The 12,872-nt window shown below is 51.5% G+C and carries 9 protein-coding genes; 5 read left to right on the top strand and 4 right to left on the bottom strand.

Annotated features, from left to right (window positions below; translation table 11 throughout):
- The first annotated feature begins 105 nt into the window (after window positions 1–105).
- On the top strand, window positions 106–1,770 hold the full coding sequence (locus A0G03_RS19745) for a methyl-accepting chemotaxis protein (RefSeq protein WP_048259656.1): 1,665 nt from the start codon (window positions 106–108) through the stop codon (window positions 1,768–1,770).
- A gap of 207 nt (window positions 1,771–1,977) precedes the next feature.
- On the opposite strand, the gene A0G03_RS19740 is transcribed toward A0G03_RS19745, so the two are convergent.
- Window positions 1,978–2,880, bottom strand: a complete 903-nt coding sequence (locus A0G03_RS19740) for a LysR family transcriptional regulator (protein WP_048259658.1) — start codon at window positions 2,878–2,880, stop codon at window positions 1,978–1,980.
- Between the two features lie 143 nt (window positions 2,881–3,023).
- On the opposite strand from A0G03_RS19740, the gene A0G03_RS19735 reads away from it, so the two are divergent.
- Window positions 3,024–3,638, top strand: coding sequence for an FMN-dependent NADH-azoreductase (locus A0G03_RS19735; RefSeq protein ID WP_080965228.1), 615 nt, complete (start codon window positions 3,024–3,026; stop codon window positions 3,636–3,638).
- Between the two features lie 131 nt (window positions 3,639–3,769).
- On the top strand, window positions 3,770–4,888 hold the full coding sequence (locus A0G03_RS19730; protein WP_048259659.1) for an NAD(P)/FAD-dependent oxidoreductase: 1,119 nt from the start codon (window positions 3,770–3,772) through the stop codon (window positions 4,886–4,888).
- 303 nt (window positions 4,889–5,191) lie between these two features.
- Here the strand turns inward: A0G03_RS19730 and A0G03_RS19725 are convergent, their stop codons facing one another.
- Window positions 5,192–6,718 (bottom strand): PepSY-associated TM helix domain-containing protein, encoded by a 1,527-nt coding sequence (locus A0G03_RS19725; RefSeq protein WP_048259660.1) that lies wholly within the window; start codon window positions 6,716–6,718, stop codon window positions 5,192–5,194.
- Window positions 6,719–6,819: 101 nt separating this feature from the next.
- The gene (locus tag A0G03_RS19720) at window positions 6,820–7,314 is read right to left on the bottom strand and encodes a DUF2946 domain-containing protein (protein ID WP_072062013.1); all 495 of its coding nucleotides are present in this window, start codon (window positions 7,312–7,314) and stop codon (window positions 6,820–6,822) included.
- 443 nt (window positions 7,315–7,757) lie between these two features.
- Here A0G03_RS19720 and A0G03_RS19715 point away from each other — a divergent pair, with 443 nt between their 5' ends.
- Entirely contained in the window at window positions 7,758–9,260 is a 1,503-nt protein-coding gene (locus tag A0G03_RS19715; protein ID WP_101749540.1) for a glucan biosynthesis protein G, read from the top strand.
- On the top strand, window positions 9,253–11,817 hold the full coding sequence (gene mdoH / locus A0G03_RS19710; protein ID WP_048259662.1) for a glucans biosynthesis glucosyltransferase MdoH: 2,565 nt from the start codon (window positions 9,253–9,255) through the stop codon (window positions 11,815–11,817). The genes A0G03_RS19715 and mdoH overlap by 8 nt, the downstream gene beginning before the upstream one ends.
- Before the next feature lie 126 nt (window positions 11,818–11,943).
- Here the strand turns inward: mdoH and A0G03_RS19705 are convergent, their stop codons facing one another.
- The gene (locus tag A0G03_RS19705) at window positions 11,944–12,864 is read right to left on the bottom strand and encodes a Kdo(2)-lipid IV(A) acyltransferase (RefSeq protein ID WP_048259664.1); all 921 of its coding nucleotides are present in this window, start codon (window positions 12,862–12,864) and stop codon (window positions 11,944–11,946) included.
- Window positions 12,865–12,872: the final 8 nt, after the last annotated feature.

Here is a 12,872-nt window from a genome sequence, read left to right as displayed (position 1 = left end):
TGTTATGAAAAAGAATATTGGAGCTATCTGTATTTATTAAATAAATATTAATTTTTAAATTATATATTTTTATGCAGATAGAGAAAATTAATTAAGGAGATGTAAATGAGTTTGTCCAACTGGCGTATAGGATATCGATTAGGGGCGGGTTTTTCTTTTCTGGTATTAATGCTTTTGGTAATTGGCAGCGTTGCAATTTCAAAACTAAGTGATTTTCACGAAAAAATGGATGATATTGTTTCGCAAAATTACCCATTAACTGTCAAAAGCAATAGGCTCATTGATGAGCTAAATGGATACCTCAATAATCAACAACTGTTGTTATTACTTAAATCAGAAAGCGAAATCAATAAACAGTTGGCGTTGAACAAAGAACGTTCAGGAAAGATATCTGAACTCATGGAGTATTTAAATCAGTCCGTAAATGACGATAGGTCTGTTGCGGTACTGCGTGATATTGGCGACATCCGACGCGATTTCCTTGGGTCAGCGAATAAGCTTTCTTCACTGATCTCGGCAGGGAGCACTGACGCCGCTGCCGAAGAATATTTCAATGTAACGCGTGTTACACAAGCAAAATACACCAGTAAGGTCAATGAGTTCATTGATATACAGGATGATAAGATGTCCGCTTCAGCGCAAGAAGTGGGTGAAAGCTATAAAAATGCGCTGATGGTTCTCGCCACGATCATTATCATCAGTGCGCTGGCTGGATTGATTATTGCTTCACTGATTACCCGCAGCGTAACCCGGCCGCTACAGGAGGCGCTGGGGATTGCTGAAAATGTCGCAAAAGGCGATTTAACCTCTGAAATCTATACCGATCGTAGAGATGAAACCGGTCAGCTGTTATCTGCCTTAAATAATATGAACGGTAACCTGAGACAGATTGTTAGCCAGGTGCGTGATGGTGCCGAGACGATCTCCAGCGCCGCATCGCAAATTGCTGCAGGGAATCAGGATTTATCCGCCAGAACAGAAGAACAGGCCAGTTCGCTGGAAGAAACAGCGTCATCAATGGAACAGTTGACGTCAACGATAAGAAATACTGCAGATAATACGACGCAGGCGACAGACCTTGCGGCCAGCGCGTCTGAAACGGTGAAGAAAAGCGGCGCGATGATGGAAACGGTAACGCAGGAAATGCGTGGCATCCGCGATTCGTCACGGCGTATGTCGGAAATTATCGGCGTGATTGATGGCATTGCTTTCCAAACTAACATTCTGGCGCTGAATGCGGCTGTTGAGGCTGCGCGTGCTGGTGAGCAGGGTCGCGGATTTGCTGTTGTCGCCAGTGAAGTGCGAGCGCTGGCTCAGCGAAGCGCTACGGCGGCAAAAGAAATCAAAGAACTTATCGATGACTCGTTCAAGAAAGTACAGGACGGCATGGGGCTGGTAGAAGAAACTGGCGTTACGATGAGTTCTCTGGTGACGAACGTGCAGGGCGTAACAGGAATTATCAGTGAAATTGCGCAGGCCAGTCGTGAGCAAAGTGATGGAATCAACCAAATCAACCTAGCTGTTGGGCAGATTGATACCACAACCCAGCAAAATGCGGCGTTGGTTGAAGAGTCTGCCGCCGCGGCCCTTTCTTTGCAGGATCAGGCAAATAGCCTCGCGCGTACGGTCAGCGTATTCAACCTTGGTGCATCTTATAAAAGTGCTGTGGTAAATAGAAAAACGGAAACGCCTGCGCTTGCGGCACCTAAAAATAACCGTGCAGAAAAAACGTCTGCTAAAGGTGAGTTAGCAGACTGGACTACGTTCTAATCCCTTGTCGCTAATTGTGTATTGCTGATTAACCGCCATTGTGTTGCACAATGGCGGTTTTTTTATTTCACGCTGACTCCAGCCCCGAGTTTCGCTGGACGTGGTTTGATGAATTTGGCCCCAAGTCATCGGAATCGTGATAGGTAGCGCGTTTGTTGATGGCTCCATGTCGTCGGACGCAGGTTGATAAGTAAGTTGGAAAGGCTGCTAATGATGCTTGGAGCAGGCCATGATTCGTTCGATGAGCCAACGTCCTGCAGGGCCAGGTGGTGCATCAATCCTATAGACAGCAGACATCAACATACTGACTCCGCTAGCGGGCTCTTCCTCAATGCGAAGTCGCACCAGCTTCCCGCTATCCAGATCTGCCTGGACCGTGTGCAGCGGCATACCTCCCCAGCCCAGTCCATTGAGTAGGAATGCGCGCTTGGCGAATAGATCGGCGAGCTTCCAGGTATTGGGGGAAAACACGCCGAAATCACGACCTTTCGACAGGTCAGATCGGTCTGTAAGCACCAATTGGACGTGCTTAGCAAGTTCGCTGTGAGAAATAACACCCTGATGGGCGGATAGGGGGTGATCGGCGGCGGCTACCATGGCGAAGGCGATGTTCACCAGAGGTTCGGTTACGATACCGGGCGGCGTTAATGGCACAAAACCGACGATGCCTACGCTGGCCTGCCGTTCAAGCACTGGTTTGAAGGTTGCTCCCAACGCTTCCACGTATACGCGTAAGGGAACTGCCGGGAACTGCTCGCGAAATTCCCAGGCCACGGCTGCAAGTGCTTCTATGGGGAAGAAGACATCCACTACCACTGACAACTCTGGCTCCAGTCCTGCAGCCATACCCTTGGCACGCGACTTCATCAAATTGACTCCTGCCAAGATTTCCCGCGCATTCCCAAGGAGAGCCGTGCCTGCGGCAGTCAACCGTGGATAGCGGCCAGTGCGATCGAACAACGGTACACCTAGTTGTTCCTCCAGACCGCGAACTAGCTCGCTGATGGCTGATTGCGCTCGGCCCAAACGACGACCGGCCGCTGAGAAGCTACCTTCGTCGACTGCAGCCACGAACGTTCTGAGTTGGTCAAGTGACACGCCTTCCAGCATAAAGCCTCCACATACGAAAGCATCTGAATTTCAGATGGTATGTATATGAATATAACGTCTATTCAGATGTTTCGCAGCATGGAATTATGTCAGTGCCCGAACTGCCTATGCTCGGGAATGCCATCTCTTACTGGAGAAATCTCATGACAACCATTCTGCACATCGATTCCAGCATCCTTGGTGACAATTCCGTCAGTCGAAGTCTCACGGCGGAAATCGTCGATAAACAACTTGCACTCCATCCTGGTGCGACAGTCCTCCGCCGCGACCTCGTGGAGGATGCCTTGTTGCACCTCAGCCCCAGCCATCTCGCCGTCTTCCAGGGCGCAGCGCAGCCCTCTCCAGAACTCGGGCAAGACATCGCGCAGGGCGGCGGCTATATCGACGAACTGCTCGCCGCCAATATCATCGTCATTGGTTCACCCATGTACAACTTCTCGATCCCCAGCCAGCTCAAGGGATGGCTGGACCGCGTACTCGTTGCGGGCCGTACCTTCCGTTACACCGATCACGGTCCCGAGGGGCTGCTTCCCAAGGGAAAAAAGGTGTTCATTGCTTCGACCCGAGGTGGCATCTACACGGGCGCAAGCCCAGTGGCTGGCCTCGATCACCAAGAAAGTCTGTTGATAGCGGCGCTCCACTTTATCGGTCTGACTGATGTGACCGTTGTTCGTGCTGAAGGTCTCGCTCTTGGTGATGATGCCAAAGGGGCGGCCATCGCTCAGGCTAAGAGCACCATCGCCGCGATTTCAGCCTAACCACTACTGCCGCCCGCGCCACGGCCGTTGCTGCTGGTCTGGTGTGGGCGGCACACCAAGTCTTCCGTTCGTGTCGGTGCAACGGGGTTGCCGTTGATGGTCACGCTCAGGCTTTTAAAGGAAAGAAAAACATGCCTAAAAAATTGATTCTCGTGATTGGCGGCGGCGCAGCCGGACACCAGATTGCCTACCAACTGCGCGATGTTGCCAAGGTCACGCTGGTGGACCCTAAGACCTATTGGGAAATCCCCATGGCGGTCCCGCGCTTGCTGGTGGAATCGGATGCGTTAGCCGCTCGAATTCCTTATGCAAGCTTTCTAAACAATTCCGAGCATGTTCAGGGGCGAGTCACGGCACTGACGGATAGCCACGCCAAAGTGAAGTTGTCCGACGACCTTGAAAAAGAGGTCGCCTTCGACTACGCAGTAATTGCGTCAGGTTCCGCCTCGCTCGACCCGATTATCAAGGCTCAGGCATCCACCGAGGCAGAGCGCGCAGCGGAGTTGAAAGCAATGAATACGAGGCTTCGCACGGCCCGTTCGGTCGTGATTGTTGGTGCTGGCCCGGTTGGTGTCGAGACCGCTGCTGAGCTGCGCGAATGGCTTCCACATGTGGATGTCACACTTGTCCACGGCGAGAATCGAGCACTAGCAAAGGCACCCAGCAAGTTCGCAGACTGGGCGGAGAAATATCTTAGCGGCAAGGGGGTTAAGCTGGTATTGGGTGAGACCGTGACAAGCCCGTCGATTAGCACACAACCTGAGGATGGCCGCGTGGTGACTAGCTCTGGACGAGTGTTGCAGGCCGAAGTAGTTATTTGGGCCGCCGGTACTCGCCCAGTGACAACCTTCGTTGCCAACTCTTGGTCGGACGTGGTTCAGCCTAATGGGCTGGTTAGGGTTGATCCATATTTGCGCGTGGTCGGTCATTCGACGATTTTCGCCGTTGGGGATGTGACCAATCTTCCAGAGAACAGGTTGGCGATCGTTGCCGGGCTTCATGTCAAGTCGGTCGTAGGAAACTTGAAACGTCTTATCGCGGCTGAGACTCCTTCGCAGACAAAGCTGAAAGCTTACAAGCCAGCCTTGCCTGGTAAAGGTATCGGAAAACTGATGATCGTGTCTCTCGGGCGCACTGATGGCCTGACCTCTTTGCCCTTCGGGCAATTCCGCGCCTCATTCTTGGCTCGCAAGATCAAGTCACACGATCTGTTGGTTGGGATGTCGAGAAAAGCAGTTGGACTTAAGTAGTCACTCCTATATGGCGTAGTCAAGTCCCGGGCAATGGCTGCGCCGCTCAAGCTGGGTTGGTACCGCCTCAATCTGTTCATCTGGCATGTGCACGCTATTTGCGGCACCGCTTAAGCCAAGCTGATGAGGCGCGTTTCCGCTGGTAATCACCCTCGGACGCCCAGCCCGACGCTGCGCGTTCTTCGACGTGGAGGACGATCATCGATTGAGCTACATAGACTGCCAGCCGTCGAGCCATTTTCATAAATGACTCGACGCCGCCAATTTTTTATTGTCGATTGAACGAGGATTCCCGTGAAGAAATCAGCGTTTGACGATAGCCTGCTTTGGATGGTTTATATGCCACCGAACAATGTCAATCAGCAGGAAGATGAGAAGACTGATTCCCATAACGGGCAGACTCACTGCCAGCAACAGCGTAATGAGTGCGATCAGTACTCTGTGAAAAACAGGAATCTGTAACAATGCCGCTGTTAGCGTATTGACTGGATTCACGTCATGACGCGATTTTGGACGACGTATCCACCACATCCGATAACCCCACACGATCATCGCACAGAGCCCCAGGCCAAATGCCGCGAGAATCAGCTGATTTGGCAAACCGAATAACACACCCATGTGCGCATCGACCCCCCAGCGGGTGAGTTTGGCGGCTAGCGGGAAGGTATTGAAATCGGTTTTGTCCACAATATCCAATGTGTCTGGATTAACCGATACGGCATCAACCTGTGTTGGCCATGAGCGATCGATCTCACTGACGGTCCAAGCGCGGTGTGGCTTGGTCGCGGGGCGAATTTCGATTTTATTAGCATCAATCCCGGCGTGACGTGCGGCAGCCAGCACCTCATCAAATAACGCTGGTGAATAGGTTTCGACATCCTCCATCGGCATTGGCATTGACGCATGGTGTTCTGCGTGTTCATCCGTCGTCATCGTCATATCATGACCGTGCATCATGTCATGGTGAGACATCGGTGCGGGTAATTGGGTTTTCACCGATGGGGTTTGCCACCCTAGCGCGGAGCGTGCGACAGCGATGTTGCTTCCTGCCCATTGCGACCAGGTTAACCCCGTCGCGGAGAAAAAGAGCAAACCCAGTAGAAGACTAAGCCCCATTGTGGCGTGCCAGTGACGCAGGCGCTGCGTTTTTGCCGCCGTCGTCTGGCTATTTTTCAATTTCCGCCGCTTAGTTGCTGACGACAGATGCCGGGTCGACCACCAGATGACAACGCCACCCAATGCTGCGACCCACAGCCAGGACGCTGCCAGCTCGCTGTAATTACGCCCGATATCACCTAACAGCAGTCCGCGGTGCAGGTAATCAAGCCAGGTACGAAATGGCAGGATACCGCTGGTGCCGTAAACAATCTCACTGCCGCGATTTTCCAGCGAAACGGGATCGACGAAAACAGCACGGCTTTCCGATGGCCCTAATTCTGGCAAAGCAAACATGACGCGAGTGGTTTCTCCGGTGACGGACGCAGGGCGTATCGCTAGCAGCTTGGCATCCTGTGAGTGTGCGAGTCCCTCCTGTGCCACTCGAATTTGTTCGGCCAGTGAATGTGGCGTACCTTGGCTTTCAGTGAAAAGCAGGTGCGAATACAGTTGATTTTCAATTTGTGGCGTCAATACGTACAGCGTTCCAGTCAGAGCAGCGACGAAAATAAAAGGGCTGACAAAAATACCGATGTAGAAATGAAGCCGGATGAACAGGGCCACGATCGCAGCACGTGGCGATACCTTATCCATTACGTGTTTTTCGCTCGCCGTTTCTCTATCTGTGCGCGCGCTGGAGGCAGCAGTGGCTGATGCCTGATTAGGGTGTGACATAAAACCCTCTGAAATCATTTAGCAAGAAATGATCGAACGCTATACCGGAAAAGGTATCGCGCGATGCGTGATAAATGCCCGCAGGCATGATGCTGCATCGTTCAGAAAGGTGGGGCGCGCACGATAGGGGAGGCGTAGCGTTCAGGAAGGACAATGCGAGAAATAAAATGAATAACCAACGCTTCAGATAACGATGACGTCAGTATGGGATTGGGGGAGCCTGTTGCGAACAGTGCTGGCGTATACGAAAAAAGTACACAGTATCCACATGCCGCATGATCCATCATCATGGACGGCGATGAGGGAGAATGGTGTAATTGCGCTGCGTGATGCTCGGGCATCGCGTGGGCAGTATGATTATGATGCGGTTCAGCTATACTGCCGCTGTGACTACCGTGCGCAGTGGTATCATGCGCGGTAGCACGAGTCGTACTATGTGCGGTGGCTGCACTGCTTGTGGTTGTACCCTCTTCATAAAGCCCATGCTCGTGAAGCGCCAGTGTTTGTGAAATCACTGGGGCAATGAAGATGGTCAAAATAGCGAAGATGCCGACCCAGGCTGGGAAACTTCGCCGTCGTAATGCGGACAAAAGCATAGCAGTCTTAATTCAACAATACTGGGTTCAGTAGGAACGTGTACTTTACTTGTCCCTGCATTGTTACACAAATGTTTATCTCTGCCATGCTTAAAGCGGTATGTACGCCGATATCACTATCCGTCAGGGTTTTTATCGGCGGGGTAATAAGAGATGAGGCAGGCGTAAACGGAATAATCCTACGCCCGCGTAGGTCGATATTCGCTATAGTCCGTGGCTGTTTTCCATTTTTACAACCCGGTTTATCATGCTTTAGCGTTCTCGTTGTTTAAACGCTGACCTATTATGATGAACAATATCTTTATCAAGTTGTAGGAAGGCTAACTTATCCATTAATATGGATTTTAGTTGATTGAAGCACACCAACAGGGGGAGCTGTGCTGGATAATAAATTTGGGTTTAAACAGCGGGTTGCTAGCCTTCGCTGGCTGTCCGCCGCCATTATGCTGTCTGTAAGCGCAGTGCCTGCTTGGGCATTCTCTATTGATGATGTGGCACAGCAGGCTGAAAAGCTGGCACAAAAGGGTTTTGAAGCGCCGAAAAGTAATCTTCCTGCGCAATTCCGTGATATGAAATTTGCTGACTATCAGCAAATTCGTTTCAATAACGATAAATCATACTGGAATAATGTACAGACGCCATTCAAACTCCAGTTTTACCATCAGGGGATGTATTTCGATACCCCGGTGAAAATTAATGAAGTCACGGCGACAACGGTTGATGAGATTAAATACTCTCCTGAGTTCTTTGATTTCGGTTCCGTCAACCACGATCCTGAGTCGGTTAAAAATCTCGGCTTTGCTGGTTTTAAAGTTCTCTATCCGATCAATAAAGCCGATAAGAACGATGAAATCGTCAGCATGCTGGGCGCCAGCTATTTCCGTGTGGTAGGGAAAGGCCAGATTTATGGCTTGTCCGCCCGTGGTCTTGCCATCGATACCGCATTGCCTTCCGGCGAAGAATTCCCTCGTTTCCGTGAGTTCTGGATCGAACGTCCCAAACCAAATGATAAACACTTGGTTATTTATGCGCTGCTGGATTCTCCACGTGCCGCAGGGGCTTACCGCTTTACTGTTTATCCGGGGCGTGACAGCGTAGTAGACGTTCAGGCTAAAGTCTTCCTGCGTGACAAAGTGGGCAAACTGGGTATTGCGCCGCTGACCAGTATGTATCTGTTCGGACCGAACCAGCCGTCTCCAACGCTGAACTATCGTCCGGCGCTGAACGACTCTAACGGCCTGTCAATTCATGCCGGTAATGGCGAATGGATTTGGCGTCCGCTGAATAATCCGAAGCATCTGTCTGTGAGCACCTATGCGGTAGAGAATCCTAAAGGATTTGGTCTGCTGCAACGCGGACGTGATTTTACCTCCTATGAAGATCTTGACGACCGTTACGATCTGCGTCCAAGCGGTTGGATTGAGCCGAAAGGCGAGTGGGGTAAAGGGAAGGTTGAGCTGGTTGAAATCCCTACCGCAGATGAAACTAACGACAATATCGTTGCTTTCTGGACGCCGGATGTGTTGCCAGAAACGGGCAAACCACTGGATGTTAAATATCGTCTGCACTTTACGCGCGATGAAGATCAATTACATTCCCCGAATATTGCTTATGTTCAACAGACTCGTCGTTCTGCCGGTGATGTTAAACAATCAAACTTGATCCGCCAGCCTGACGGCACGATCGCTTATATTGTTGACTTCATTGGACCGAATTTGAAAGAGTTGGATGAGAACGCTCCGGTAGCCTCTCAGGTCAGCATCGGCGATAACGGCGAGATTGTAGAAAATAATGTTCGCTATAACCCAGTAACTCATGGTTGGCGTCTGACGCTGCGTGTGCGTGTGAAAGATGCGAAACAGCCGACTGAAATGAGAGCTGCGTTGGTTAATGGCGAGACGACATTGACTGAAACCTGGAGCAATCAGCTGCCTGCTAATGAATAAGTCAACTTCTTCTCTCGATTACATTGAGAAACTACCTCTGCCTGCCGAGCAGGCAGAGGTTCTTCGCGAAAAATTACCGCAAGCGGCCTGGAACGATCAGGCCGTTTTGCATCAGGCCCTGTCCGAAGGTAACCAGCCTGAAGGTAACCAGGTAAATGTTCAGTCTGAAGACGATGCTGCGTTGCATTCCGTGCAGGCACGTCTTGAAATGGCTTGGGCCGATGGTTTGGACAACGGTAAGCAACTCGGCACAGACAGAGAAGGGCGGACGGCATTAAAAGCGATGCCTGTCATTACCCGCGCTTCGATGTTCCCTGATGTTTGGCGAACGAACCCATTGATTCGCTGGTGGGAAAGCCTGCTGGGGCGTACCGCACCGCCTCGCCCTCATTACAGCCCGGAAGAGAAAATTTCCGAGAACCGCTGGCGTTTAGTGGGAACAATCCGCCGTTATATCCTGTTGGCGCTGACGCTGTTCCAGACGGCGATCGCAACGTGGTACATGAAAACCATCCTGCCTTATCAGGGCTGGGCGCTGATCGATCCGTTTGAAATGGCGGGCCAGCCTTGGACTCGCTCACTGATGCAGTTGCTGCCTTATGTGCTGCAAAGCGGGATACTCGTTTTGTTTGCGGTGTTGTTCTGCTGGGTGTCGGCTGGGTTCTGGACCGCGCTGATGGGGTTCCTGCAACTGCTTATTGGTCGAGATAAATACAGTATCTCTTCCACGACAGTCGGTGACGAGGCTCTGAATCCTGAGCATCGCACGGCGTTAATCATGCCTATTTGTAACGAAGACGTAGAACGTGTGTTTGCGGGACTACGTGCGACGTACGAATCGGTTGAAGCGACGGGCAATCTTGAGCATTTTGATATTTACGTCCTGAGCGACAGTAACGATCCCGATATCTGTGTGGCAGAGCAAAAAGCTTGGATGGAGTTGTGTCGTGATGTCGGTGGAGCAGGGCGTATTTTCTATCGCCGTCGCCGTCGCCGCGTCAAACGTAAAAGCGGCAATATCGATGACTTCTGCCGCCGCTGGGGTAACCAGTATAGCTATATGGTGATTCTGGATGCCGATAGCGTCATGAGTGGAGAATGTCTGACATCTCTGGTCAGACTGATGGAAGCGAACCCTAACGCGGGTATCATCCAGTCTTCGCCGAAAGCGTCTGGCATGGATACGCTGTATGCGCGTTGTCAGCAGTTTGCGACGCGTGTTTATGGCCCACTGTTCACCGCGGGTCTGCATTTTTGGCAGCTTGGTGAGTCGCATTACTGGGGACATAACGCGATTATTCGTGTTAAACCGTTCATCGAGCATTGTGCACTGGCACCGCTGCCGGGTGAAGGTTCGTTCGCGGGTGCGATTCTTTCTCACGACTTCGTTGAAGCTGCGCTGATGCGCCGTGCCGGATGGGGTGTGTGGATTGCCTATGATCTCCCAGGAAGTTATGAAGAGCTGCCGCCTAACCTGTTGGATGAACTGAAACGTGACCGCCGCTGGTGCCATGGTAACCTGATGAATTTCCGGTTGTTCCTGGTTAAAGGCATGCATCCGGTTCACCGTGCCGTTTTCCTGACTGGCGTGATGTCCTATCTGTCTGCACCGTTGTGGTTTATGTTCCTAGTGCTCTCTACCGCGTTGCAGGTTGTGCATACGCTGATGGAACCCCAGTATTTCTTGCAGCCCCGACAGCTGTTCCCCGTCTGGCCACAGTGGCGGCCTGAACTTGCTATCGCCCTCTTCTCGACGACATTGGTTCTGCTGTTTTTGCCAAAATTGTTGAGCGTGATTCTGGTGTGGGCGAAAGGTGCAAAAGAATACGGTGGTGCTTTCCGCGTATTCCTTTCTCTGTTGCTGGAAATGCTGTTCTCGGTTCTGCTGGCACCGGTTCGTATGTTGTTCCACACAGTGTTTGTTGTCAGCGCGTTCCTTGGTTGGTCGGTGCAGTGGAATTCTCCACAGCGTGACGACGATGCGACGCCGTGGAGTGAAGCATTTGTGCGCCACGGTTCTCAGTTAGTTCTGGGACTGGTCTGGGCGATTGGCATGGCATGGTTGGATCTGCGCTTCTTGTGGTGGCTGTCGCCGATTGTCTTCTCACTGATTTTGTCGCCGGTTGTGTCGGTTTATTCGAGCCGTGCAGCATTAGGGCTGGGTTGTAAACGTGCGAAGCTGCTGCTGATACCGGAAGAGTTTAATCCGCCGCGTGAACTGGTCGCTACGGATGAATATTGCCGACTGAACCACCAGCGTAGACTCGATAACGGGTTTATGCAGGCTGTTTTCGATCCGTCCGTGAATGCCCTTTCTAGTGCAATGGCGACGGCGCGTCATCGCTTCAGCCGAGCGATCGAGGATGTACGCGAGCAGAATGTGCGTGATGCCTTGAATCGTAAGCCGGAAGACGTGAGTAATAATCAGCGCCTGGCACTGCTTAGCGATCCCGTTACCATATCGCGCTTGCACTACCATGTGTGGCAAAAACCGGAGGCCTATGCGGCGTGGGTTGAGTCTTACCAAAAACTGCCTGCACCTCATATCAAAAGCTAGCAGTCTGTAGTGTGAAAAATTGTTAGTGTGAAAGATAAAGCAACGGCAGTCGCCGTTGCTTTTTTTTCGTCTGTCACAAGGTGTTTCAGTTCCTGAAATGAGTAACCTGAACGTGTGAGTGATGAATTAATAAAGGGACGCTTCGCCTTCTGGACGGGTTTTGAAACGGCGATGCAGCCACATGTATTGATCCGGCGCGAGCAGAATATTCTTTTCAACAACCTTATTCATCCAGGCGGCGGTTAAGGTTTCATTATCTACAGGCGCACCTTGCTCAGCAAGCTGAATCAGTAGTTCATAACCTTTTCCTTCTGGCAAACGGCGTGGCACAAACGGGATAACTGCCGGATGTGCCGTTTTTATCAGCATATAGCTTCCGCGAGTTGTTGCTGCTGTGTCTACGGCAAACAGAGGAGCGAACACACTGCTGTGCGGGCCATAATCATGATCTGGCGCATACCAGATGATGTCACCTTGCTTGAGGGCGCGTATCATTCCCTTAAGATCTTTCCGGTCCAACATGGATTTGTTGGAGCGCAGTCTGCCCCATGTCTGTAGCCAGTCAATCAGCTTGTTATCATTCGGGCGATACACGCCGATCCCCGGATTGTGCATGCCAAAAACGCGAGCACCGAGTTCCAACGTTAAAAAATGTAGTCCGATGAGTAATACTCCATGCTCCCGCTCGTTCTCAGGGAGTATGTGCTCAAGGCCTTTTACCGTAAACCAGCGTTCAAGACGCCAATTTGGCCAAAACCAAGCCATACCTGTTTCAACAACGCCCATGCCGACAGATTCAAAATTCTTCCTGAGTAGCGTATTGCGCTCGGCCTGCGGCATCTCTGGGAAACACAGCTCAAGATTGCGTGCAGCGATCTTGACGCGCTGTGGCAACAGGCGCATAGCCAGATGGCCGAGAGCAGTACCGATACGATAAATAACGGGATAGGGCAGCAAAACGATAAGGTAAAGGATGCCGATGCCCAACCAGGTGAGCCAGTAGCGCGGATGTAGCAACGAACGATTAAAGGAAGGGATTTGTGTCATGGCCTCAG

Source organism: Pectobacterium peruviense (genome assembly GCF_002847345.1).
GTDB lineage: Bacteria > Pseudomonadota > Gammaproteobacteria > Enterobacterales > Enterobacteriaceae > Pectobacterium > Pectobacterium peruviense.
This window is presented reverse-complemented; position numbering and strand designations above follow the sequence as displayed.